General features: G+C 60.2%; 19 protein-coding genes. 2 read left to right on the forward strand and 17 right to left on the reverse strand.

The window, feature by feature from the left end:
* Positions 1-414: 414 nt before the first annotated feature.
* From rpoD to FGQ67_RS08335, 11 genes are all read right to left on the reverse strand, one after another.
* Entirely contained in the window at positions 415-1,755 is a 1,341-nt protein-coding gene (gene rpoD / locus FGQ67_RS08285) for an RNA polymerase sigma factor RpoD (RefSeq protein ID WP_138341281.1), read from the reverse strand.
* Between the two features lie 110 nt (positions 1,756-1,865).
* Positions 1,866-3,995 (reverse strand): DNA primase, encoded by a 2,130-nt coding sequence (dnaG, locus tag FGQ67_RS08290; RefSeq protein ID WP_138341283.1) that lies wholly within the window; start codon positions 3,993-3,995, stop codon positions 1,866-1,868.
* Positions 3,988-4,995, reverse strand: a complete 1,008-nt coding sequence (gene ribF / locus FGQ67_RS08295) for a riboflavin biosynthesis protein RibF (RefSeq protein ID WP_249934433.1) — start codon at positions 4,993-4,995, stop codon at positions 3,988-3,990. Before ribF ends, dnaG begins: the two co-directional genes overlap by 8 nt.
* Positions 4,992-5,924 (reverse strand): tRNA pseudouridine(55) synthase TruB, encoded by a 933-nt coding sequence (gene truB, locus FGQ67_RS08300; RefSeq protein ID WP_138341285.1) that lies wholly within the window; start codon positions 5,922-5,924, stop codon positions 4,992-4,994. The genes ribF and truB overlap by 4 nt, the downstream gene beginning before the upstream one ends.
* 15 nt (positions 5,925-5,939) lie before the next feature.
* Positions 5,940-6,983 carry a DHH family phosphoesterase gene (locus FGQ67_RS08305; RefSeq protein WP_138341286.1) on the reverse strand — a complete coding sequence of 348 codons (1,044 nt, stop codon included), beginning with the start codon at positions 6,981-6,983 and terminating at the stop codon, positions 5,940-5,942.
* Positions 6,976-7,386 (reverse strand): 30S ribosome-binding factor RbfA, encoded by a 411-nt coding sequence (gene rbfA, locus FGQ67_RS08310; protein ID WP_138341288.1) that lies wholly within the window; start codon positions 7,384-7,386, stop codon positions 6,976-6,978. Before rbfA ends, FGQ67_RS08305 begins: the two co-directional genes overlap by 8 nt.
* Positions 7,387-7,397: 11 nt before the next feature.
* Complete coding sequence (infB, locus tag FGQ67_RS08315; protein WP_138341290.1) at positions 7,398-10,112, reverse strand: translation initiation factor IF-2; 2,715 nt, start codon at positions 10,110-10,112, stop codon at positions 7,398-7,400.
* 91 nt (positions 10,113-10,203) lie between these two features.
* The gene (gene nusA, locus FGQ67_RS08320; RefSeq protein WP_138341292.1) at positions 10,204-11,451 is read right to left on the reverse strand and encodes a transcription termination factor NusA; all 1,248 of its coding nucleotides are present in this window, start codon (positions 11,449-11,451) and stop codon (positions 10,204-10,206) included.
* A gap of 1 nt (position 11,452) precedes the next feature.
* Positions 11,453-11,947 (reverse strand): ribosome maturation factor RimP, encoded by a 495-nt coding sequence (locus FGQ67_RS08325; RefSeq protein WP_138341294.1) that lies wholly within the window; start codon positions 11,945-11,947, stop codon positions 11,453-11,455.
* A 258-nt stretch (positions 11,948-12,205) separates the two neighbouring features.
* A complete protein-coding gene (gene leuS / locus FGQ67_RS08330) occupies positions 12,206-14,782 on the reverse strand; it encodes a leucine--tRNA ligase (protein WP_138341296.1) in 2,577 nt (858 codons plus the stop codon).
* Between the two features lie 213 nt (positions 14,783-14,995).
* Complete coding sequence (locus FGQ67_RS08335; RefSeq protein WP_138341298.1) at positions 14,996-16,345, reverse strand: DNA cytosine methyltransferase; 1,350 nt, start codon at positions 16,343-16,345, stop codon at positions 14,996-14,998.
* A 111-nt stretch (positions 16,346-16,456) separates the two neighbouring features.
* Between FGQ67_RS08335 and FGQ67_RS08340 the strand changes: the two genes are divergently transcribed.
* A complete protein-coding gene (locus FGQ67_RS08340) occupies positions 16,457-17,320 on the forward strand; it encodes a SinI family restriction endonuclease (protein ID WP_138341300.1) in 864 nt (287 codons plus the stop codon).
* Between the two features lie 58 nt (positions 17,321-17,378).
* Here FGQ67_RS08340 and FGQ67_RS08345 read toward each other — a convergent pair whose 3' ends face one another.
* Positions 17,379-18,890, reverse strand: a complete 1,512-nt coding sequence (locus FGQ67_RS08345) for an IMP dehydrogenase (RefSeq protein WP_006234046.1) — start codon at positions 18,888-18,890, stop codon at positions 17,379-17,381.
* A 193-nt stretch (positions 18,891-19,083) separates the two neighbouring features.
* Between FGQ67_RS08345 and FGQ67_RS08350 the strand changes: the two genes are divergently transcribed.
* Entirely contained in the window at positions 19,084-19,428 is a 345-nt protein-coding gene (locus FGQ67_RS08350) for a winged helix-turn-helix domain-containing protein (RefSeq protein ID WP_138341302.1), read from the forward strand.
* Positions 19,429-19,561: 133 nt separating this feature from the next.
* On the opposite strand, the gene FGQ67_RS08355 is transcribed toward FGQ67_RS08350, so the two are convergent.
* The 5 genes from FGQ67_RS08355 to FGQ67_RS08375 all read right to left on the reverse strand — a co-directional run bounded on the left by FGQ67_RS08355 (position 19,562) and on the right by FGQ67_RS08375 (position 25,768).
* A complete protein-coding gene (locus FGQ67_RS08355) occupies positions 19,562-20,554 on the reverse strand; it encodes a PLP-dependent transferase (RefSeq protein ID WP_171025272.1) in 993 nt (330 codons plus the stop codon).
* Between the two features lie 96 nt (positions 20,555-20,650).
* Entirely contained in the window at positions 20,651-22,192 is a 1,542-nt protein-coding gene (locus FGQ67_RS08360; RefSeq protein WP_138341306.1) for a glycoside hydrolase family 32 protein, read from the reverse strand.
* 106 nt (positions 22,193-22,298) lie between these two features.
* Positions 22,299-23,699 carry a PTS transporter subunit EIIC gene (locus FGQ67_RS08365; RefSeq protein WP_138341308.1) on the reverse strand — a complete coding sequence of 467 codons (1,401 nt, stop codon included), beginning with the start codon at positions 23,697-23,699 and terminating at the stop codon, positions 22,299-22,301.
* 184 nt (positions 23,700-23,883) lie between these two features.
* Positions 23,884-24,855, reverse strand: a complete 972-nt coding sequence (locus tag FGQ67_RS08370) for a LacI family DNA-binding transcriptional regulator (protein ID WP_249934434.1) — start codon at positions 24,853-24,855, stop codon at positions 23,884-23,886.
* 247 nt (positions 24,856-25,102) lie between these two features.
* Positions 25,103-25,768 carry a DUF4956 domain-containing protein gene (locus tag FGQ67_RS08375; protein ID WP_138341312.1) on the reverse strand — a complete coding sequence of 222 codons (666 nt, stop codon included), beginning with the start codon at positions 25,766-25,768 and terminating at the stop codon, positions 25,103-25,105.
* Position 25,769 lies beyond the last annotated feature (1 nt).

Consider the following 25,769-nt stretch of genomic DNA (forward strand, 5'->3'; position numbering starts at 1 on the left):
CCTCACGCCCGGCTGCATCGACAGGGCCAGGGCCGCGAGGGACGAGGGGCCGCTGGCGGGATAGCCGGCGCGCCGGGGCATGGGCCGGAGGGCCCGTTGCGCTGAGTCCGGAGCGGCTGCGCGGCGGGCTGGCGGAGCATGCCGCGGCAGGGCGGGGACGCCGGCCTCCACAGCCTCTCCACCTGCGGAAACGAGGCGACGGCCAGGTGCCGGGAGCTAGTTCCGCGTTGCGCTAGCTGCGGAAACGCGGGGTCCGTTCAAGCTGTTGCGTTGAGATTGAAAATCAACCACCTAGTCATTGGGGACGTTCTTAAACGACTAGTCATTCAAGAACGTCCCCAATGACTAGGACTGCCCCCAAGTGCCGGCAGAAAAGGAACGTCCCTAACTGCCGGAACGGAAACGCCGTAACTACTAAGACTCGATGTAATCCTTCAGCTTGCTGGAACGGCTGGGGTGGCGGAGCTTGGCCAGGGTCTTGGACTCGATCTGGCGGATGCGCTCGCGCGTGACGCCAAACTCGCGACCGACTTCCTCGAGCGTGCGGGGATGTCCGTCAACGAGACCAAAGCGCAGCTCGATAACCTTGCGCTCGCGATCGGCAAGCGAATCGAGCACCTGGGTGAGCTGCTCCTGCAGCATGGAGAAGCTGGCGGCATCGGGCGGAACGATAGCCTGGGAGTCCTCGATGAAGTCGCCAAGCTGGGAATCCTCTTCCTCGCCGATAGGGGTCTCGAGCGACACGGGCTCCTGCGAAATCTTCTGGATCTCGCGGACGCGGTCGGCGCTCATGTCCATCTCGGCACCGATCTCCTCGAGGGTCGGGTCGCGACCCAGGTCCTGAAGGAGCTGGCGCTGCACGCGGACGAGCTTGTTGATGGTCTCGACCATGTGCACGGGAATACGGATGGTACGGGCCTGATCGGCGATGGCGCGCGTAATGGCCTGACGGATCCACCACGTGGCGTACGTGGAGAACTTGAAGCCCTTCTGGTAGTCGAACTTCTCGACGGCGCGAATCAGGCCGAGGTTGCCCTCCTGGATCAGGTCCAGGAACAGCATGCCACGGCCGACATAGCGCTTGGCGATGGAGACGACCAGACGCAGGTTTGCGCTTATGAGCGCCTGCTTGGCCTCAAGACCAACATTCTCAATACGCGTAAGTCGACGCATCTCGGAGCGTGTGAGTTCGATCTCGCCTGCATCGGCAGCCTCGAGCTTCTCGGTAGCCTCGAGACCGGCCTCAATCTTCATGGCCAGATCGACCTCTTCAGATGCGGTCAGCAGGTCGACCTTACCGATCTCCTTGAGGTACATACGAACCGGGTCGCCGGTCAGCATCACCGTGGAGGCATCGATGCCGCGCACGCGCGAACGCGAACGAGACGTGCGCACGGTACGCTTCTTCTTGCTCTTGGAAGAGCCCATCTCGGCATCGGCCTGGCGGGCCATCTTAAGCTCGTGATCGTCAAGCGAGCCGGAATCGTGCTCGTCATCGTCGAAATCGTCGGTATCGTTATCGTCATCGTCGACGGCCATCGGGGCGTCGTCGTTTCCGCTCGCGGAGATAATCTGGATGCCGCTGTTGCGCAGCGCGGAATACACCGCGTTGAGCTGCTCATCAGAAACATCGATATCCTTCAGGGCGACCTGAATCTCGTCCTCGGTTACCGAAGTCCTGTTTGAGCCGTTGCCCATGAGCTTTGCAACGTAGGATTCCAGCCCAGTACCCGTGCTCTCAGTCTTTTTTGGCACAGATTCTCCCTTCGTAGTCCACAGGACTCAATACTTTAGCACACACATGAACGTCTATACCCAAAATAAAGACAGGATATAGGCGAGAATACGCTGGTTGACCACAACATCTAGGCCTGATCGGCACCCGCGGTCTCCAAACCGATCAAACGGAACGGATCGGCCACGCCACCGATCGACTTTTGAAGCTCGCGCTGGCGCTGTGAATCTTGTACCGCCTGCATCGTCAGCACCCGACGGGCCTCATCGTCGAGTGAACGGTCCTGACGCAACTTGGCCTGCGCGGCTCGCATGCGACGTTTGATGGTATAGAGCTCGAGCGTATCGAGCATAAAGACGATGTTCGTCTCGGTCGGGTGCCTGCTCGTCGCCGAGATGCGTCCGGCGCTGACAAGCGATGCCGCCTCGGGACACACCGCGCGCGCCGCATCCATGCATGCCGCAGGATCGGTTCCCGGCGGCGTCGCCAGCACGGCCCACGCAATGGACTCGTGACGCGGGTCGACCCACTCGATAGAACAAATGCGATCGGCATAGGTGCGGAACAAATCGGGATAGCTCGTGAGCATCGTCAGCAGTTCGCGCTCCCCCGCCAGGGATTTCCGCTCCAGATCGGTCAAAACGATCGGCATCGACGGAGCTGCCGCCGCGCTTGAGCTATCGGCAACGGGCGCAGTGCTTTCCATCCCCGCCGGCACATCGATTGGCGGCAGATCCTCGTCGACCTCCACCGGCGCGGCCCCATAGGCATCAAGCGGAACGTAGTCGTACGGGTCCTCCTCGACCGGTGCGGACACCGGCGGCGTCGCACCCGCGGCCCAGGCACCGCGACCGGCACTGCGCGCACCAGCCGCACCGCCGCCCGAGCTTCGTCCCTGCGAGCTGCCCGCGCGCTCAGCTTGCGCGCGTTGACGCTCGTAGCTCTGCTCACGACGTCGTTCCGCATCCTCGCGCTTGGCGACATCGCGAAACACACGACCCGAACTCGCGCGCACGGTCTCCAGGTCCAAACCCAACAGGTCGGCAATCTGGATAAAGTACGTGTCGATCATATAGCTGTCACGTAGCGGATAGATGAGCGTCAGCGCGTCCTCGAGCGCTTTGGCGCGACCGCCCGGCGTGGTAATGTCGCTCGACTCCTGTAGCGAGCGGTACACAAAATCCATGAGGGGCTCGGCCGCGTCAATGCGCGCCTGAAGTTCCTGGCCGCCATGCGCCGTGATGAACTCCATGGGGTCGTTGCCGTCGGGCAGCACCACGCAGCGAAGATCCATCGAATCCTGCTCGATAAACTGAATCGCGCGACGGGCGGCCTTTTGGCCGGCGGCGTCGCCATCAAACATATATACAATGCGCTTGGCAAAACGGGTGAGTGTCTTGACGTGATGTTCCGTCAGCGCTGTGCCCAGCGTGGCGACGACGTTTTTGATCCCTGCCTCCCAGCAGGCGATGCAGTCGGTATATCCCTCCACCACGATGGCGGTATCCTGCGCAACGATAAACTCCTTGGCCCAGTTAAAGCCATAGAGGTTTCGCTTTTTATGAAACACGCTCGTCTCGGCGGTGTTGAGGTACTTAGGCTGACCATCGCCCATGATGCGCCCGCCAAAGGCGATATTGTGACCCTGCTCATCAAAGATGGGAAACATCACGCGGTCATAAAAGCGGTCCGCGAGCTGTCCGCGCCCGCGGCTCACGGCCACGTTGGCGTCAATCATCTCCTGCGGGGTAAAGCCCGCTTGAGACAGATGAGAAACCAATGCGTTGCGACCCGGCGCAAAACCCAGGCTGTAGCGTCGACAGACATCGCCACCCATACCGCGGCTGGCAAAGTACTCGCGCGGACGGCTGTCCTTACCGCGCATAAGCATGGTGTGGTAGAACTGGGCTGTCTCGGCGCACAGGTCATAGATGCGGGCACGCTTGGTGCCGCGATCGCGCTGCGCGCCGGTATCGTGCAGTTCAATGCCCGCACGATCAGCCAAATAGCGGATCGACTCGGGAAAACTCAGGTTCTCGCGCTTCATGATATAGGTGAAGACGTCGCCGCCCTCGCCGCAGCCAAAGCAGTGCCACACCTGCGTAGCAGGGATAATGTGAAACGATGGGGTCTTTTCGCCATGAAAGGGGCAGCAGCCCCAAAACTCATGGCCGCGGGGCTTGAGCTCAACCGTTTCCTGCACGATGGCAACCAAGTCTGACGCCGCGCGTACCTGATCTTTTTCCTCATCGCTAATCACGGATACTCACCCCCTGCTCACCCAAGTTATGACGAATATCGTCGATATTACCCTCGACGGTCGCGATCAACTCGTCCAGGGAATCGAACACGCGAGACGGACGCAGCCAGCGCGTAAACGCCAGCGACACCGAGGCGCCATACAGGTCGCCCGCATAGCCGATCAAGTTGGCCTCGAGATGCGCCGAGGCGGCATCATCGGCATAGGTCGGCGGCAGGCCGACATTAACGGCAGCGGGCCATACGGTATCGTCGACCAGCACCAGACCCTCATAGACGCCATCGGCAGGCACTTGGATGCCGTCGGGCACCTGGATGTTTGCCGTGGGAAAGCCCATGTCGGAGCCCTCGTGACGGCCAGCCGCCACAACGCCGCGCAGCATATAGGGACGGCCAAGAAGCTCGGCAGCCAGCTCCACATGACCCTGACCCAGCTCATGGCGGACGCGCGTGGCGCAGACGGTCTGCCCGTTAACACAGAGCAAGTCGTGACCGTAAACGTCAACCCCATGCTCAGTACCCCAGGCGCGCATCTCGGCAACGCCCGAAGCGCCGCCGCGGCCGAGCCTAAAGTCGCTGCCGACACGAATGGAGCGAATGTCGACAACGCGCGACAACAACGCCAGAAACCCGACATGGTCAAGTACCGCCACGGCAGGCGTAAAGGGAACGGCCACCACCGCATCGACCCCGGTTTGAGCCAGGGCATGCAGGCGGTCGGCCGTCGTCATCAATTTTTGAGCGGGCGATGGACTCACCACGACGTCCGGGTCAGGATCGAAAGTAATCACGACCGCTTTGCTGCCGTGATCATACGCATCGCGAATAACCGCATCGATCAGCTCTTGGTGCCCACGATGTACGCCATCAAACACGCCAATGGCGATTGAAGCGGCACCCAAGAACTCGCACCCATCAAATGCATCGGCAGAAACGATACGGGCCTCATCCAACTCACCCGCGAAAAAAATACGCGCGAGCTCGTGGGGTGCCAGCATCATCGAACACCGCCGATCGCCTGCGGAAAGACGTGCTCCATCACAAAGCGGCCGCCCTCGATACGAGCAAGCGCCTTCAATCCACCATCGAGCACGAGCGCAAACGGCGCCTTCGCCGTATCGAAATCCGCAAGCGCGCGTTCAACGGGAATTCGGCGACCACAAAGCAGGTCGTCTGCAAGATTACCCGGCAAATCGACACGCGTGGCACCAAGGGCGGCGATGGGATCCAGAGCGAAGCCGGCAGCGGACTCGGCAGAGAGCTCCTCTACCGCATGACAGGCGCCAATGGAAACCACGCCGGAGGCCGTACGGCGCAGCGCGGAAATATGCGCAGCACTATCGCAGGCGCGCCCCAGATCGCGAGCGAGCGCACGAATGTAGGTGCCCTTGCTTACCGAAAAGGCCACGGTCCAGACGCACGTTTCGCCCTCGCCGCTCACGGCGATCAGGTCGGCGGCATAGACCTCGACGGGGCGCGGGGGCAACTCAACCGCGTTGCCCTCGCGAGCACTCTTATAGGCGCGAACACCATTGACCGAGATGGCCGAAAACGCTGGCGGCACCTGCATCTGCGGGCCAAGCATAGCGGCTAGCTGCTTACGGGCGTAAGCGAGATCGTGCAGCTCGGGGGCAACGGGCACCGTGCGAACGGCCTCGCCCTCCGCGTCATCGGTATTCGTCTCGACACCAAACGAAATGTCGGCGACATAACTTTTGGTATCGAGGGTTAGCATGCCCAGCAGACGGGTCGCCTGGCCCACGCCCACCACCATGACACCCGAGGCCATGGGGTCGAGCGTACCGGCATGGCCGATGCGTCGCTCATGGAGGGCGCGTCGGCACTGCGATACCACGTCGTGGGACGTGCAGCCCACCGGCTTATCGACGGCGAGCAGCATATTCAATTGAGAAGGCGTACGACGAGCCATGTACCATCCAAAATGTTAGAGCTCGACGGTCACCGAAGCGGGATCCTCCCCCACCAGCTCGGCCAGCATGGGAAGTGCCACGGCGAGCGTCTCGCGAATCGTTCCGTTGTTGGAAAAGCCGGCGGCGGCATGATGCCCGCCACCGCCAAAGTTGGCAGCGATCTCGGACACATCGAGGTCGCCCTTGGAGCGCAGGTTACCGCGTACCTTGGTATCGCCCTCAATGCCCTTCAGGAACAGGCAAACCTCCACACCCATCACCGAGCGCACCACATCGACCAGGCCGTCGCACTCGTCCGAAGTGACGCCGCAGGCCTCGAGGTCGCTCTGGTACGCATAACTATATGCCACGCGACCATGCGCCACGGTTTTGATGCGGCCCATAACGATGGACTTGAGATGCAAGAACTCCACGCGCATGCTCTGGTAGACCTCGAGCGCAACGCGCGCCGGATCGGCACCGTGCGCAACCAGGCGCGAGGCGGCATGGAACGCAGCGGCATCGGCGTTTTGGTACTGAAAACGACCGGTATCGGTCACCAGGCCGCACAGCAGGCAGGTCGCGACACCATCGCGAGCCACAATGCCGCAATTATCCAAAAAGCGGTCGATAATCATGGCGCAGGCTGCGGCGCCGACGCACCTCAGGCTCAGCTCGGCAAATTCCTCACGCGCCGGATGATGATCGAAACACACCACATGCGACGAGCGGCGGAGTACCTCGGCTGAGTTGTTCAGACGCTCGACGACCGGCACGTCCACCGAGATGAACAGGTCCGGATTGCCGGTATACGCAGATGCCGGCACCAGACGGTCGGCGCCCTCCATAAAGCGGTAGATGCGCGGAACCGGGTCATCGTCTGCCAGCAGCAGGGCAATGTCCTTGTTGGGGAAAAACTTCATAAGCGATAAGCCCAGGCCCAGCACGGAGCCCAGGGCGTCGCCATCGGGAGACGTATGTCCCGAAATCGCAATGGAGGACGCACCCTCGATGAGCTCGAGGATGCGTCGCTGAATATCTGCAGACTCGCTCGATGCGAGGTCGGCGGAATTACTCATCAAAAGCTGCCTCCTGGGCGGCATCCGCAATTGGATAGCCGTCCTCGTCCTTTTCGATCGCAAGCGTGGCGGGAACGTTTTCCAGCGCACGCGTGATGCGCTCGGCCTCATCGGTCGAGCGATCGATGCGAAAATCGAGTTCGGGCGTGACGCGCCAATCGAGCGAGCGGGCCAACAGGCTACGGATGCGGCCCTTGGCGCTGGCGAGCGCCTCCATGACCTCGTCGTAGCGGCTCGCGTCGCACGACACGTACACGCGCGCGAACGAGCGGTCCACCGCGACCTCGACCGCGGTTAGGGTGACCAGGTCGAGACGCGGATCGGAAACCTCAAAGAGCAGGATATAACCGAGCTTCTCGCGAAGCTGCTCGCCCAGACGGCGGGTTGCCTGCGTTTGCTTCATAGCGCTACCCCCTACTCGGTACGGGCAACCTGGTCAATGCGGTAGCCCTCAATGGTGTCGCCAGGCTTGATGTCCTGGAAGTTCTCCAGACCAATACCGCCCTCGGAGCCGCTCTTGAGGCTCTTGGCCTCGTCCTTGTAGTGACGCATCGAGGCGATTTTACCGTTGAAGACCACGATGCCGTCGCGCACCAGGCGTACGGAATCGGTCGCGGCGATCTCGCCCTCTTCGACGCGGACACCGGCGGCGATGCCGACTTTGGGCACCTTGAAGGTGTCCAGGACGGTCGCAGTGCCCGTGGAGACCTCAACCTCGGTGGGCTTGAGCATGCCGATACGGGCAGCGTCGAGGTCCTCGAGGCACTTGTAGATGACGTCGTAGCAACGGATCTCGACGCCCTCGCGCTCGGCGGCGGAGCGGGCCTTGCCGTCAGGACGGACGCCAAAGCCGATGATGATGGCGTTGGAGGCGTCGGCCAGGACGACGTCGGTCTCGTTGATGGCACCAACGGCGGAGTGGATCGTGTTGATGCGCACCTCGGACTGATCCATCTTGTCGAGGGAGTCCTGAAGGGCCTCAATGGAACCCTGGACGTCGGCCTTGATGATCAGGTTGAGCTCCTTGACCTCGGCGTCGGCGATGGTCTCGAAGAGGTTCTCGAGCGTCACGTGCTTCACGCGGCTCTGCTCCTCGATACGGGCCTTGAGCGAACGCTCGTCGGCCAGCGCACGCGCCTCGCGCTCGTCCTCGAATACGCGGAACTCGTCGCCGGCGTTGGGGACGGACTGCAGGCCCAAGATCTCGACGGCGTCGGAGGGACCGGCCTCGGTGACGGCGTTACCCTTGGGGTCGAGCATGGCACGGACGCGGCCATAGGTGAGGCCGGCGACCAGCGTGTCGCCCACGTGCAGGGTACCGCGGGTCACGAGCACGGTGGCAACCGAGCCGCGGCCCTTGTCGAGCTTAGCCTCGAGGACGTTGCCCGATGCGAACGTATCGGGGTTGGCCTTGAGCTCGAGCACGTCGGCCTGGAGCAGGACGGTCTCGAGCAGGTCGTCGATACCGATCTTCTGCTTGGCCGAGATGTTGACGAACATGTTCTGTCCGCCCCACTCCTCGGGGATGATGCCGTACTCGGTGAGCTCCTGGCGCACGCGGTCGGGGTTGGCACCCGGCTTATCGATCTTGTTGACGGCGACGACGATGGGAACGCCGGCGGCCTTGGCGTGGTTGATCGACTCGATGGTCTGGGGCATGACGCCGTCATCGGCGGCCACGATCAGGATGACAATATCGGTCACCTTGGCGCCGCGGGCACGCATGGCCGTAAAGGTGGCGTGACCGGGGGTATCGATGAAGGTGATCTTGCGGTCGTTGATCATGACCTGCGAAGCGCCGATGGCCTGGGTAATGCCGCCCGCCTCGCCGGCAGCGACGCCGGTATGGCGGATAGCGTCGAGGAGGCTCGTCTTGCCGTGGTCGACGTGGCCCATGACGGTGACGACCGGGGCGCGCGGCTTAAGGTCGGCGGGATCGTCGTAGAACGAGAAGGTGTTCTCCTCCTCGGGGGTGATGATCTTGATCTGACGGCCCAGGTCGTCGGCAACGAGCTCGACGAGGTCGTCGGACATGGACTGCGTCATGGTAAGCGGCGTGCCCAGCAGGAACAGGCGCTTGATGATGTCGTTGGCCGGAACGTCGAGCGCCTCAGCGAGCTCCTGGACGGTAACGCCCTGGGAAACCTTGATGGCGTCGAGCTCCTCGGGGTTCACGCCCTGGGCCAGCGCCTCCTCAATCTTGCGCTCTTCCTGAGCCTTTGCGGCCTCGCGCTCGCGCTTCTCCTTGCGCTTTTTGCGGCGACCGGTGGACTCGCGAGAGGCCTCCTCGACGGCGGCACGAGCCTCCTCGAGCACCTTCTCGCGGCTGTACTCCTCGGCCTCGCGAGCCATGCGGCTGTAGTGGTCCTCTTCGTTGTTGTGACCGCCCTTGCGCTTCTTGCCCTTGCCCTGCTTGTCGGGGTTGGGGAAGTCCATGCCGGCAGCGACGTTGTTGCTGGCATTGGTGCGATGGCTGTGCGGACGGTTCTCGGAGGCGTTGCGCTCGGAGTTGTTGTCGGAGGCGTTGCGATCGTTACGACGGCCACCGCGACGGTCGTTGTTGCCGCCACGACGGTTGCCGCGCTCGGCAGCGCGCTCGGCCTTGGCTTTCTCCTCGGCGTCCTTCTTCTCCTTGAGCACAGTCTCCTGTGCGGCGATCTGGTCGAGCAGCGAACGGAAACGCGAACCGGAGTCGGAAGCGGGAACGGCGCGGCGCTGGGCCTCGCGGGCAGCCTCCTCCTTCTCGCGGGCAAGACGCTCCTGCTCGGCCTTCTTCTTGGCCTCGGCCTCGGCACGGGCGGCCTCCTCGGCAGCCTGGGCGGCTGCGAACTGACGGCGCTCCTCCTCGCGAGCCTTCTCGGCGGCGATGCGCTCGCGCTCTGCCTCGGCAGCGCGTGCTGCCTCCTCGGCGGCAGCGGCCTGCTCCTCGGCCTGCTTAGCGGCCTCGACTTCCTGGGCGCGGGCCTCGATCACCGAGGCGAGCTGCTTGCGGACCATGGCGACGTAAGCGTCCTCCAGGGCGGAGGAAGCGGACTTAGCGGGAATCTTCATTTCGGCGAGATGACCCATCAGTTCCTTGGAGGTCATGCCGAACTCTTTGGCCAGGGTGGACACACGGACTTTTGCCATATGACTTCACCTACCCTTTCTGGCACCTTGGGTGCCTAGAGACTGAACGAGCGTGGGGGATGCGCCGGGACCTGCCCAGCGCGACCGCGCGCTAGATCAGGTCCTCCGCATCATCGAAGGCGTCGGTGTCGTGGACACCGCAGAAACGGGAGCCGGGACGGGCCTGGTTGCGGCACTGGATGCCGTCCTCGGACACGAACTCGCAGCGACGGACGTCCTCGTCCCCCTCGTCACCGATCAGGTCGGCGGCAGGCTCCTCGTGAACGGGAACGTTCTTGAGGATGTCGGCGGCAAGGATCTCGGACTTAATGTCGATGTGCCAGCCGGTCAGGCGCGCGGCGAGGCGGGCATTCTGGCCCTCCTTGCCGATGGCGAGGGACAGCTGGTCGTCGGGCACGATGACGCCGGCGTAGGCCTTCTCCTCGTCGATGAGGACGCGGGTGACCTTGGCGGGCGACAGGGCGTTTGCGACGTAGACGGCCGGATCGGCATCCCACAGGATGACGTCGACGCGCTCGCCACGGAGCTCGCCCACGACGGCGCGAACACGGCTGCCCTTGGGACCGACGCAGGCGCCAACCGGATCCAGGCGATCGTCGAGCGAGTGAACGGCGACCTTGGAGCGCTGGCCGGGCTCGCGGGCGATCGACTTGATCTGGACGGTGCCCTCATAGATCTCGGGCACCTCCTGCTCAAACAGGCGACGCATGAGCTCAGGATGGGTGCGGGAGATGACGATCGGCGGACGGCTGTGCTCGCCGCGAACCGGCTGCAGGTTGGAGTTGGGGTCGCGGACGTCGATGATCACGGCCTTGATGTGCTGGTTGTGGAGGTAGCGCTCGCCCATCGGACGCTCGTTGCGCTCGTTCTCGTAGCGGCGCTGGTCAAAGTGCGGCAGCTCGGCCTCGACGCCGTCACGGATCTTGACGATGGTGAAGTCGGGCGTAGACTGCAACACGGTACCGCTGATGAGGTCACCGATGCGGCCGGAGAACTCCTCATAGATCTGCTCGCGAGCGGAGTTGCGAACGATGGCGTTGATCTCGGCCTTGGCATGCTGGGCGGCGATGCGGCTCGTGTTCTTGGGGGTGACGTCAATCTCCTCGAACTCGGTGAAGTTGCCCTCCTCGTCCATAGAATCGTCGATCGGCTCCAGGCGGTAGACGTAGATCTTACCGGTGGTGCGGTCGATGGTCACCTTAGCGCCCCAGTCAAGATGCAAAATCTCGGCATAGCTCTTGGCGAGCGACTGCTCCAGGCGGTCGATCAGGTAGAGCTGGTCGATGTGCTTATCCTGGCAAAGCTCCATCAGGGCGGACATCATGTCGGATGCTGCCATCTTATTTTCCTTCCTTCGCGGGCTTGAAGTCGTAGGTGGGCTTCAACTTGCACTTTTTAACATCAGAGAAATCGAGGGTGACGGACTCGCCGTCCTCGAGCTCGAGGGTCACGTTCGTCTCGGTCGCGGCGGCAATCTTGCCGGTGTACTTGCGACGGCCCTCGGTGGCAGTGGAGGTGAGCTCACAATCCTCGCCCACAAAGCGGGCAAAGTCGCGCGGGCGGCGCAGCGGGCGCGCCATGCCCGGGCTCGACACCTCGAGCGTATAGCTCGAAGAGATGGGGTCGAGCTCCTCAATCACATCGCCGACCCACTTGGTGTTGGCCGTGACGTCGTTGAGCGACAGGCTCTGACCCTCGGCACCCTCGATACGCACGCGCACGCAGGGGGCCTTGGTGGCGCCCACGAGCTCAACGTCGACAATGTCGACATCGTGCTGGGGGGCGACGGCCTCGAGCGCGTCGATGATCGCCTGCTCGGTCTTGGTCTTGACCATTGCGGCACCTCCATCCATACAAAAAAGAAGCGGGGCCGAAACCCCACTTCTTTCAATTACAACTTCATTTGCAAGCAAACTATACCAATAGCTGCGGAAACGTGCAAGCACAGTACGAATCTGCAGGTCAGCGTGCGCACAGCTTCTCCACAAGAATAGGACAATTGGCCGAAGGCAACTAGGCAGATACATGCAAAACGAGGGACGACCCAACCGGATCGCCCCTCGTCTTTTATGCGTCAGTTAAGCGCGCAGTGCTTACTTGACCACCAGGTTGACCAGCTTGCCGGGCACGCAGATGGCCTTGACGACCGTCTTGCCCTCGAGCCACTTGGCGACGGCGGCCTCGGCGGCAGCCTGCATATCCTCATTGGAGGCATCGCGGGCAACGTCGACGCGGCCGCGGACCTTGCCGAGCACCTGGACCACGATCTGCACCGTGTCCTCAACGGACTCGGCCAGGTCGAACTCGGGCCAGGCGGCGGTGTAGGCGTTGCCCTCGCAGCCGAGTGCCTCGTGCCACAGCTCGTCGGCCCAGAACGGACAGATGGGGGCAAGGACGCTCACGATATCCTTAGCCACGCCGTAGCACAGCGCCTTGTCGCGGGCGGTACCCTCGGTGGCGTTGAGGTAGGCGCTCGCCGCGTTGACGAGCTCCATGACGGCCGAGATGGCGGTGTTGAACTGGCCGCGATCGAAGTCCTCGGTGCACTTGGCGATGGTGCGGTGACGCTCGCGATAGAGCTTCATCGCGACCTCGTCGAGCGCGGACTTGTCGAAGGCCACGTTGGCGTCGCCGGACTGGACGAGCTGCCAAACGATACGCCAGGCGCGCTTGATGAAGCGGTTAGCGCCCTCGACAGCCTTGGGATCCCAGTCGAAGTCCTTCTCGGGCGGGGCGATAAACAGGATCGCCAGACGCATGGTGTCGGCGCCGTAGGGCTCGATGACCGAGCTCGGAGGCACGACATTGCCCTTGGACTTGGACATGGTGTCGCCGTTCTCGTCCTTGACCATGCCCTGGCACAGCAGGTTGGTGAAGGGCTCGTCCACACTCAGCAGGCCCAGGTCGCGCAGCGCCTTGGTAAAGAAGCGGCTGTAGAGCAGGTGCAGAATGGCGTGCTCGATACCGCCGATGTAGTTATCGACGGGCATCCAACGGTCGGCGGCCTCGCGGGAGAAGGGCAGCTCGGTATTGTGCGGATCGGTATAGCGCAGGTAATACCAGCTGGAACAGGTGAAGGTGTCCATGGTATCGGTCTCGCGCTTGGCCGGGCGGCCGCAGACCGGGCAGGTGGTCTCGTAGAACTCCTTGCACTCGGCGAGGGTCTCGCCGGCGCCCAGATCCAGGTTCTCGGGCAGCGTTACCGGCAGCTGATCCTCGGGCACGGGCACGATGCCGCAGTGCTCGCAGTGGATGGCCGGGATGGGGTTGCCCCAATAGCGCTGACGGGAAATGAGCCAGTCGCGCAGACGGAACTCGACCTTGCGACGACCGCAGCCCATGGCCTCGAGGTCGGCCACGATCGCAGCCTCGCCCTCGGAGTGCTTACCGCCGCGCATGCCGGTGTACTTGCCGGACTGGACGAGCGTGCCCTCGGCAGCGTGGGCGCAATCCCAGTCGACGGTCTCGGCATGGAAGGTATCGATGGTCTCACCGGTGGCCTCGACGGCAGCGCGATCGTCATCGTCCAGGATGATCGGCACGATCGGCAGGTCGTACTTGCGGGCAAACTCAAAGTCGCGCTGGTCACCACAGGGAACGGCCATGACGGCGCCGGTTCCATAGTCGGCAACGACATAATCGGCAACCCACACGGGGACCTTCTCGCCGTTGACGGGGTTTACCACGTAGCGGCCGGTAAAGGCACCGTGCTTCTCGAGGGTGCCCTGGGCACGCTCGACGGCAGAGATATGCTTGGAGTCCTCGACGATCTTGGTGACGGCCTCCTCATACTCCGTGCCCTCGACGAGCTCGTGCAGACGAGCGTACTCGGGAGCCAGGACAAAAAAGGAGACGCCAAAGAGGGTGTCGGCACGCGTGGTAAAGACGGTGATCTTGCCCTCGTCGCCCTCAATGGGCTCGCCATCCTGGTCGCACAGGGTAAAGTCGACCTCGGCACCCTCGGAGCGACCGATCCAGTTGGCCTGCATCTGCTTGACGCGCTCGGGCCAGCCGGGGAGCTTCTCCAGGTCGTCGAGCAGCTCCTGGGAGTACTCGGTGATCTTGAAGTACCACTGCTCAAGGTCGCGCTTCTCGGGCTCGGTGCCGCAGCGCCAGCACTTGCCCTCGGTGACCTGCTCGTTGGCCAGAACGGTCTTGCAGTTAGGACACCAGTTGACCGGGTTCTTTTTGCGGTAGACCAGGCCCTTTTCCCACAGCTTCTCAAAGATCCACTGACCCCAGCGGTAGTAGTCGGGGCTGCAGGTCTTGACCATGCGATCCAGATCGTAGGAGAAGCCCATGCGCTTCATCGTGGCGAGCGCCTGGTCCATATTCTTATACGTCCAGGCGGCAGCCTGCGTATTGTGCTTGATGGCGGCGTTCTCGGCAGGCAGGCCAAAGGCGTCAAAGCCGATGGGATGCAGCACGTCAAAGCCGCGCATGCGGGCCTGACGGGCCATGGCATCGCCGATGGTATAGTTGCGCGCGTGGCCCATGTGCAGGTCGCCCGACGGATACGGGAACATCTCGAGCACATACTTTTTAGGCTTGCTGTCGTCGGTGTCGACGGCAAAGAGGTTGGAATCCTCCCAGGCCTTCATCCACTTGGACTCAATGGCCTGCGCGTCGTAGGCAGGGATCTCGTCCTTATGATCTGTGCAATCGCACATATCAGCTCCTTTGTTATCTCGGTTGGGGCGGGGCGTTCTTACCTTTACTCGCTGCTGCGGACAGTCCTGCTCGCACGAAGAGCACATTAAGTGCTCTTCGGCTCGTGCGGAACTTGCAGCGAGCAAAGGTAAGAACGCCCCGCCACATCGTTAACTCGCATGATGATAGCAAATCACAAAAACCAAGGTGCCTGTGACTTTAAACATAACAAGCTATCGAATACTCCAAGTTAGCTGGTTTGAATTTTTATATCTCGAATACGGGAACCCTTTGAACATCTCTTTATTGTTGTCCTTGGACTTAGAGATGTCTTTTAGAATTGCCCTGCCTATAGCCTCTCCCAAAGCAATGGGAACAGCGTTGCCGATTTGCCTATAAATATCGCTAATATCACCTCGGAAAATCCAATCTTCAGGAAAGCCCTGAATGGCACGATATTCCTCAATTGAAAGAGGGCGATCTTCTGTGGGATGGCACAAATCAGTAGCAGGCATTGTCGGGCTTGTGACCAAAGTTGGAGAAGGACGATCGTTCCATATTCTTCTATAGAAGCCCGTTTTACCACCTCCAAGCCGATACGCCTTTCCCATAGCCTCTTCCTGAATGTCCTCGGGTAAATTCTTCCAATACTCACCTTCTTTAAGTAAATGAAAATACTTAAGCCTTTTTTCCGGAAACTGAACGTAATGTTGTTCGCCTTTTAATCCCCCGACGGCATCTGAAAAAGTTTTCCAAGTATCAAGTTGCCACTTGGGGTCATTGGAATTGGTAGGAGTCAACCAATCGCAGATTGAGCCGTCTCGTTTAGCAATCAAGACAACTCTCTCCCTAATTTGAGGCGCACCAAAGTTCGCAGCATTATACAAATTGAAGCTCACACCGTAGCCCATTGATTCAAGTTTATTGAGAACCGTTTTCATAGCGCCACCGTGTACGGGCTCTCCGCCAGCTTCCAAAGGATATGCCGTAGACAAGAGCCCCCTGACATTTTCAATTACCAAATACTTAGGTCGAAGATGGTCAGCAAGATCGAGATACTTTAGAAATACGTTGCCCCTAACGTCATCGAAGGCGCGACGCGCTCCAGCCGTAGAAAATGCCTGACAAGGAGGCCCGCCAAACATAACATCTATACCCCTTTTCGGGCTAATGCCCGAATAATCAAATACCCGATCGGGAGTAACCTTATTAATATCTCCTAGCAAACCAACATTAGGCCGATTTGACGCAATAGTCATTCGGCACTTCGTGTCATTTTCACAGAAAAGACTGGACGAAATACCGGTCCTCTCCATTCCATAATCCAAGCCAAGCGCCCCAGAAAAAAAAGAAACCGCAGTTAATGTCGAATCAACTACTTCAGTAGCGCGATGGTCTGCGGGAGCGAAGCATAGATTTTTTTTCCTCATAAAGCTGATAACATCGTTCTCTCTATAGACTCTACGCTTACCAACAAGCGCATAATTGAGCTCTCCGTTACGAGATAGTCTTGTAACAGTCTGAGATGTCACCCCGAGACGGCTCGCAACTTCCGCGGAAGACAGTATCGCCTCATTTTCCAAAATGGACTCCAGTAATTAAGTAATTGAACATTTTTTAGTCCATTTTAATTCAAATATACGCTTGTGTATAGGTTTTATCTAGTTGAAAATCAACACAAAGGAGGCACGACCATGACTAAAAACGCAAAACGTGAAGATGTCAAAAAGAAATTATCGGAATCACTGAATTACTGCAACTCGCATCACATTCCGGCGCAAGAACTCTTTGAATCCATCGCGGACCGAACAATTAACAACGAAACCTGTCGCTATGACGCCGAGGAAAGAAAAAGGGAAATGAAGTCACTATTTCCCATTCTTCTCCAAGCCGAAACCTCAGCAATGATTCCCTCGATTCCAATGAAGCCAGATATACTCGAATTAGACTCGAAAGCATTTTTGGAACTTTGGCTAAACAAATGGATTTCAAAATTTCTTTCGGAATGGCAGTCGCTTCCAAGTGATTATGTCGCGAATCCCAAAAAGACGGTTACCGATGAAGCACTGATACATATGGTAATGGACGCAAAACACGCAGGATCAAAAGAGCGCGCTTACGAGTGGGCGGCGCACCACAATTTATTCATGAGTGCTGAAAATATAGGTGGCAACCTATTGGAGGAGTACATATATTCAAAAATTAAGCCATATGGATGGATTTGGTGCAGAGGGAAGATTCTCACGGCAATCGACTTTTGCAACGATGAATGCACTGCCATGTTTCAGGTAAAAAATAAAACGAATACTGAAAATAGTTCAGGAAAGGGATTCAGGGAATCCTGCGGCGCAAAAGCGTGGAATCGAATGAAGGCGGAGCGTCGTAACGGAAAAATTGAAACGTATTGGCCAAAGTTGATTGAAATTGTTCGAGAGGGCAGTACGGTAGATAAACCTGTTCCGAATGATCTCGTCACCGAAGCAGACTATTTGGATTTTGTTTCAAACACGGTCAGAAACAATCCTTATCTGATTAGCGAAAGAGAAGGAGACCTATAACAAAATGGGGTCGCAATCCAGCAGACACGCGACCCCATTTTCATCATTTTTTTAGTAACTAGCGATAACTTACGGACTGCTGCGAATCCTTGACGACTACGTCGTGGGCTCCGCCTTCGACGATCGAGGTTGAGCTCACCAGGGTCAGGCGCGCCTTTTCCTGGAGCTCGGGGATCGAGAGGGCGCCGCAGTTGCACATCGTTGACTTGACCTTGTAGAGCGTGCCGCCCACGCCGTCCTTGAGGGAACCGGCGTAGGGAACGTAGGAGTCGACGCCCTCGACGAAGCTAAGCTTCGCGGCGCCGCCCAGGTCGTAGCGCTGCCAGTTGCGAGCACGCGCAGAACCCTCGCCCCAGTACTCCTTCATGTACTGACCGTTCACGTTGACGCGCTCGGTCGGGCTCTCGTCAAAGCGGGCGAAGTAACGACCCAGCATCATAAAGTCTGCACCCATGGCCAGGGCGAGCGTCATGTGGTAGTCGTAGACGATACCGCCGTCGGAGCACACGGGCACGTAGACGCCGGTCTCCTCGTAGTACTCGTCGCGAGCGCGGCAGACATCGATCAGCGCGGTGGCCTGGCCACGGCCGATGCCCTTGGTCTCGCGGGTGATGCAGATGGAACCGCCGCCGATACCGACCTTGATGAAGTCGGCACCGCAGTCGGCAAGGAAGCGGAAGCCCTCGGCGTCGACGACGTTGCCGGCACCGACCTTGACGTCCTCGCCGTAGTTGGCGCGGATCCACTCGATGGTGCGCTTCTGCCACTCGCTGAAGCCCTCGGAAGAGTCGATGCACAGGACATCGGCACCGGCCTCGATGAGCAGCGGCACGCGCTCGGCATAGTCGCGGGTGTTGATACCGGCACCAACCATGTAGCGCTTGTCGTTATCGAGCAGCTCGTTGGGGTTGGTCTTGTGGCTGTCGTAGTCCTTGCGGAAGACAATGCCCATGAGGTGATCGTTGTCGTCAACGATGGGCAGGGCGTTGAGCTTGTTGTCCCAGATGACGTCGTTGGCAACCTTGAGGCTGATGTTCTTGTCACCCACGATGAGCTGCTCACGCGGGGTCATGAACTCGGAGACCTTCGTCTGGTGGTCATCGCGACTGGGGCGATAGTCACGGCTGGTGACGATGCCCAGGAGCTTACCCTTGGGAGTGCCGTCGTCGGTGACCGGCATGGTGGAGTGACCGGTCTTCTCCTTGAGCTCGATGACCTGCTCCATGGTCATGTCGGGGGTCAGCGTGGAATCGGACTGAACGAAGCCGGCCTTGTGATCCTTGACGGCCTTGACCATAGCGGCCTCGGACTCGGCACTCTGAGAACCGTAAATGAAGGACAGGCCACCCTCGGTAGCGAGCGCGACACCCATATCGACGCCCGAGACGGACTGCATGATGGCGGAAACCATGGGGATGTTCAGGGTGATTGCCGGCTTCTCACCGCGCTTAAAGCGGGTTAGCGGCGTCTTAAGAGAGACGTTGTTGGGGATGCACTGCGAGGACGAGTAACCAGGGACCAGCAGATACTCCGAAAACGTGTGGGACTCACCGGGAAAGAACGTAGCCATGTTTCTCCTTTTTCCATGCGACCGGTCGGCTGCAGGCCTCGTAGGACCCAGCCCAACCTTGGGCGCCCAATACTGGGGAAGTATCTTAACGCACTTTGACTGCTACAATGCATGATTTAAGAAGAGCACACGAGGGTTTGACGCAGGCTTTGCGTTTGCCCAGCAAACACTTTAGCGGGAAGACGTGGAGCACATGGAGTACAAGACGACGGCAAAGTTGGTCATTCAAGCGTGCGACAAAGATCTGCCGGGCGTGTTCGGCCACGGCTGCGTCTTACTGCTGCAGGGCATCGCCCGCGAGCACTCGCTCAACCGCGCCGCCAAGAGCATGGGCATGGCGTACTCCAAGGCCTGGCGCATTGTGAACGAGGCCGAAGGACAGCTGGGCTGCAAGCTCATCGAGCGCGACGGAGCCCGCGGATCCACCCTCACCCCCGCCGGCGAGCGAGCCATAGCGGCCTACGAGGAGCTGCAGACCGACATCAACCAAGTAATTGCCGCAAAGGCCAACGACCTCATCGCCAGCATAAAAGAATAGCCAATTTAGGACGGGGCCTTATAGCCACACAACCCCTTCTTATAAGTTGCGGTGAAATAGGGACTGTTTATGCGGTTAAAGCCGTAAATCAATCCATATTTCACCGCAACTTATGGAGTCGAGGATGATTTAGCTAGTTGCGGAGGGCATTATCTAGGGTGGCGGCCACGATCAAGGGGTCATCGGTGCCGGCGAAGAGGCGGATGGTGCTCCCCTGCTTGCCGCGTGGGGCCGAGAGGCGCGTTATTGGGCCGCCTGCGGGTGAAGTGCGGAATTCATCCGGCAAAGCGTCGAACAGCTCGCCTGCGCTACGCTCGATAAGGTCAAACTCAACTGCCGGGCCAAAGCCATGCTCGAGGATTCCCGTTGCAACAGCATGGTCGGGATGCGAGCTCAGACCGGGATAGCGCACGTCACGCACCATCTCATTCGCAGCCAAGTACTCGGCCAGCGCACGGGCGCGGTCGAAGTGTGCCTGCATGCGGGCATCGAGCGAGTTCAGCCCGTGCTCAAGCACGTCAGCCTCCTCGACAGACAGATCGAGTGCCGGCGCATCACAACCCACTAACAACGCATGTACGCACTCAGCCGCGGCATCCACACGATGGCGCTTGAGCTGCGAGCGCGCAACCGAAGCGGCAACCAACTTGCGCGGAGTCTTACCGGCGCACACGCGGTCGAGTGCCTCAAGCGACAGCGCAGCACCCAGCCGCAGCGGATCGCAGCCAAAAGCCGACGCCACGGTGTTGTCCACAACCAGCAGCGCATGAGCCTCACGCGCTGCGCAGCCTGACGTACGAAGATCGGGTACGCGCAGACCAAACCCACCGATGGAGTTGACAAACCACCACAGGTGCGACCCCTCAGCATCAAGCGAAGCATCAAAACCCTTGGACGCTGCAGCAAACGCATCAGCAGACGATGAGCCCACCAGCGCGACATCGCAACCATCAAAGCCGCGCGCAAACGCATCGGCAAAGTCATCGGCAAACGCAACCAGACGATCGCCGGGACGTACAACCCCCAACAGAGACAGCGCCGCCGGCACATGCAGGGCCGCAACAAGACGCGCCTCACGCGCGCCAGTCCTTGCGGCCCGGGCCTCTTCTAGCTGCTGTACGCCCATACGGCAACCTCCCTTCATTTACAAAAACCCACGATGCGGATGTTTCCCGCATCGTGGGTAACGGCTGCAGTATAGCGCCGATATGCGACGAATCGCCTAGATGATGAGCGTATGATAGGTCACGCTCGCACCCAGAGCGTCAACGGTCACGCCATAGGACTCGGGATAGATGCGCGTCGAAAACACGAGAGAGCCATCGTTCACAAACACCTCGACCGAAGAGACATCGCCAACAATGCGCACGTTGCGCACCTCGTCGACGGGCTCCCAGCGCACGGTACGACCGCAGCCGGCAGAAGCGCGACCCTCATCGGTAAATCGCATCTCAAAGCGCGAGGGCAGTTCGCCCTCGGCGGGCACAAACGCCAGCTTCAGCTCGCCATCAACGATTGCGGTAAATGCGCCGTCGACACCGTCGACAACAACGTCAAAGCAGGTGTCGCCGGCAACCTCCAACGAACCCTCCCCCATACGCACCGAGGCATAATGGTGCTCGATCTCGCGCACCGGCTGCTGCAGCACCACGCCGCCGGCACCGGCTGTAAGCTCACGCGGCACTGTCATGCAGTGCTGCCAGCCGCACGCCACGGTGGGCGCATTGTCATAGGTCGGCTCATCGGGCATGCCCATCCAGCCAATCAGAATGTGGCGACCATCCTCGGCCGTGAACTCCTGCGGAGCATAGAAGTCAAAACCGGCGTCCCACAGGCGGAACTCGCCCAGCTCATACTCGCCATCGCCATCTGTAATGTCGCCCGTTACAGGCATGTAGCCAGCAGCGTATACGTTGCCGCGGTCCCAACGACCGCCCTCGAGCCCCTGGGGCGAGAAGGACAGCCACTTCGCCGGTACGCCGTCATCGGCCTCAAGCTCAAGGTATCCCGGGCACTCCCACATAAAGCCAAAACGCTCGGGCGTAGACACGCGGCTCTCGAGCTCCCAGTTCAGCATATCGGGCGAGCCATACACCAGGATCTCGCCTACATCGCGCCCGGCGCCCTCACCGTGCATCGCGCAAAAACGACTCTCGACATGCGGCCCATCCACGCGGCGACGCGCGCCCAGCACCATGTGATAACGCCCGTCCGCGTCACGCCACACCTTGGGGTCGCGCACATGGCAGGTCAAATCCTCGGGATAATCCTCGGACGCCAGCACCACGCGCTTTTGGCTGAACTCCCGACCGGCAAGGCCATCAACGCTCTCGACATAAACAGTATCGGCGCGGCGGCCGGTATTGACGTAGTCGTACGTGCCGTCTGCATCGGAGAGTTTAACGTTGCCTGTGTACAGTACGCGAATGCGGCCGTCCTCGGCAAGCGCGGAGCCCGAATACACGCCATGGCAATCGAACGGCTCGTCGGGCAGCAGCGGGGCGCCAACGTAGTCCCACGTCATAAGATCGCGGCTTGTGGCATGGCCCCACATCTTGACGCCACCCTCGACATCAAACGGCGCATACTGAAAATAGGCATGGAACACGCCGCCCGCTTGGCAAAGACCATTGGGGTCGTTGAGCCAGCCCGCCGGCGGCATAATATGGAAGCGCTGGCCATATGCGCCATGACCGCACTCAGAGGCGGTGGTGTCAACAGCGGCAACCAGCTTTGCAAGGTCGCGGCCAAGTGCATTAGACATATCAAAGTCCTAACGGATCGAAAGTAACAAGGCGCCAGAGATCGACACCAGATACGGGAAACGCCCGCGAGCATACAACCCGCGGGCGCCCCTCAATCAAAAGCTCTTAGGCCTGCTCGGAAGCCTTGGGCTCGTCCTTGTACAGGACAAACGAGACGGCAAAGGAAACCAGCGCGGCGACCGCAAACATGATCGCGTACTGCACGGGCTGGGCCAGGCACAGCAGGATACCGAAGATGCCGGTAACGCCGGTGCCGGAAGCAGCAAGCGAGGTGAGTGCGCAGACCAGGGCACCGCAACCGCCGCCGATGCAGCCGGCGATGAAGGGCTTAAAGAAGCGCAGGTTCACACCAAAGATGGCAGGCTCGGTAATACCCATGAAGGCGGACAGGGCCGAAGGAAGTGCCAGGCCCTTGATCTTGGCATCGCGGGTCTTAAAGGCAACGGCGAGCGCGGCGCCACCCTGGGCGATGTTGGCTGCACTGGCGATGGGCAGCCAATAGGTCACGCCGTACTGGGCGAGCTGGCCCAGGTCGATGGCGGTGTACATCTGGTGGATACCGGTAACGACCGTGGGGGCATAGAACAGGCCGACGATAAAGGAACCGATGCCAAAGGGCAGGGTGAGCAGGGCCTGGATCAGACCGAGGATGGCGTTCTCGGCCCAGACAAAGACGGGACCGACGGCAACGAGCGTTACGAGCACGGTCACGAACACGGAGACGAGCGGGGTCACAAAGAGGTCGAACATCTCGGGGACAACCTTGTGGAGACGCTTCTCCAAGAAAGCGAGGATGGCGCAGGCGATGACGATGGGGATAACGTGGCCTTGATAACCGACCCACTCAAAGCTGTACAAACCGGGGATGACGTTGACCATGGTCTGCACGCCCTCGGAGGCAACCGTGTAAGCGCTCTGCAGCGAGGAGTTGATGAACGCACCGCCGACGACAGCGCCCAGATACGGGTTGGCGCCAAAGGCCTTAGCGGCGGAGTAGCCGATCAGGATCTGCAGAATGCCAAAGGACGTGCCCGAGACCAGGTCGGCAATCTTGTAGATAAAGTTATTGGTGTCGAGCGCGATAAAGCCGTTGGAGGCCATAAAGTTGAGGGCACTCATAATGCCCAGCAGCAGGCCCGAAGCCACGATGGCGGGGATGATGGGGACAAAGACGTCGCCGAGCACCTTGATGGCACGCATAAAGATGTTCTGCTGCTGCGCCGCGGCCTCCTTGATCTCGGCCTTGGTGGCAGCCTCGACGCCGCTGAGCGCAATGAACTCGTCGTAGACCTTATTGACGGTGCCAGTGCCAAAGATAATCTGGAGCTGGCCCTGGGCCTCAAAGACGCCCTTAGCGCCGTCGATATTCTCGAGGGCCTCCTTGTCAACCTTGGCGTTATCGGCAATCACCAGGCGCAAACGCGTGGCGCAATGCGCGGCAGAGACGACGTTGTCGGCGCCACCGATGTTGTCGAGCACCTCTTGGGCTGATTTGCGGTAGTCCATGACTTCCCTTTCCTCCAACGGGCGCATGTACACCCGGCCTTCTTTGACACTTACACTGTAATCGTTTTCAGTTTCATATGTCTGTAATCGTTTTCACAGTAGAGTGAACGGTAGGAAAAAGCCGGCGAATGGTAGTTTTACGGCAAAAACAGACGGGTCAGGGACAGGCAGACGTGCCCAAAGCCTAGACATTCATAAGCTGATGGCCGAGCTTGAGCGTCTTGAGACCGCTCTCCCCCTCAACGCCATCGAGCGTGTTGAGCAACATATTGGTCGCCTCGACGCCACTGGTCAGGTAGCCATAATGCACGGTGGGAATGCCGCCCGTCAGCGCGCACAAAAACGCGTTGTCGCCGAAGCCGCTCACGCGACGCACGCCCTCGCCCATGCCACGCACCTCGTCAAGAGCGCGCAGGGCGCCGGCAGCCATAGTGTCGGTCGCGCACGCGATAAACGAAACATCGGGGGCATCGGCAAGCAGCTCGCGCGCAGCGCGATAGCCCGAGTCGAGCGTAAACGAGCCCAGGCGAATCAAGGCGGCATCGAGCGGGTTACCCGCGGCGCGCAAGCCGGCCTCAAAACCGCGACGGCGGTCATAACCGGCCGCGCGGTCCTCTTCGGTAACTCCAATATAGGCAATCTTGCCGTCCACGCGACCCGCAAGCGCATGACCCAGCTCAAAGGCGGCCTCGTAATCGTCATGATAGACGCACGCCGCGCCCTCGACATGTTGGCCGATCAACACAATGGGCACGCGGCACGATTCAATCGCGCGACGGTGCTCGTCGGTGATCATGGTTGCCACCAGCACAATGCCATCGACCGGGTGGTTTTGGAATAAATCGAGGTATTCGAGCTCGCGATCGGCCGCGTTGTCGGTATTGGCAAGCAGCATCTGGTAGCCACGGCGACCAAGCACCTGGCCAATACCGGCGGTAATGCGGCTTACGGATTCCGAGTTGATCTTAGGTACGATGACGCCGATGAGCTTGGTGGAACCGGTGCGCAGCGCGCGAGCCTGGCTGGATCGCACGTATCCGGTCAACTCGATTGCCTGCTTAATGCGCTCGGCCTTGTCCGCCGAGATATATCCACCGTTGAGGTAGCGCGAGACGGCGGCGCTCGAAACGCCCGCCAGCTCGGCCACATCTTTCATCTTTACCACGAGCACCCCTGTCATTGAAATCGCTTTCACCATGATACCCGTGAAGACGGCATGCGAACAAAATCAGTCCACCAGGTGGAGCAAACGTCAGCGAGCGGGCAGCTGCCGTGGCGAGGTGCCGCGAAAGAGGAGCGACGCGTACTTTATGTACGCGAGCGACGGTTTGAGCGGCAGATCGCCCGGCAGATGCCCGCGCAGCGTCGAGCGGTCCGGCGTTTGTTAAAACGCCGGAACATAGTTAGCCGTGATATTCGCCGTTGTATTGGATCAACGTCAGGTCCTCCACGCCGTCGAGCGCGCGAATGGCGTCGGCATACGGCATATCCACACCGTCCGAGAACACCTCCACGGCCATCTCGACCTTGTCACCGCGCATGGTCTTGGACTTCACCGTAAACTTGGTGCGCCCAAATGCACGCACGATATCGTCGCCGGTGGTCTGGCCCGTGTAGTGGATGACCATCATGTACACGCGCGACTTGTCCTGGTGGCTCGCAAAGCCGGCGATCATCGCCACGATCACCACCGCGGTGAGCCCCACGAGCGCATACATGCCGGCACCGGCCGTAATGCCCGTGGTAATGGCCCAAAACAGATACAGCAGGTCGAGCGGGTCCTTGACCGCTGTACGGTAGCGGACGATAGACAGAGCACCGACCATACCGAGCGAGATGACCACGTTCGTCGAGATCGCGAGCGTGACCATGCAGGTAAGCACGCACATGCCCACGAGTGTCACGGCAAAGCTGCGCGAATACACCACGCCGGTAAAAAAGCGCTTGTACACGTAATAGATCAGGATGCCCATGGCGAGCGCCACGAGCAGCGACAGGCCAATCTTGGCAGGGTCGACCTGGCCAAACGCCTCCAAGACGGAGTTCTTAAAAAAGTCCCTGGTGCTCATG

Origin of the sequence: Collinsella aerofaciens, assembly GCF_005845035.1 — a bacterium.
Lineage (GTDB): Bacteria > Actinomycetota > Coriobacteriia > Coriobacteriales > Coriobacteriaceae > Collinsella > Collinsella aerofaciens_I.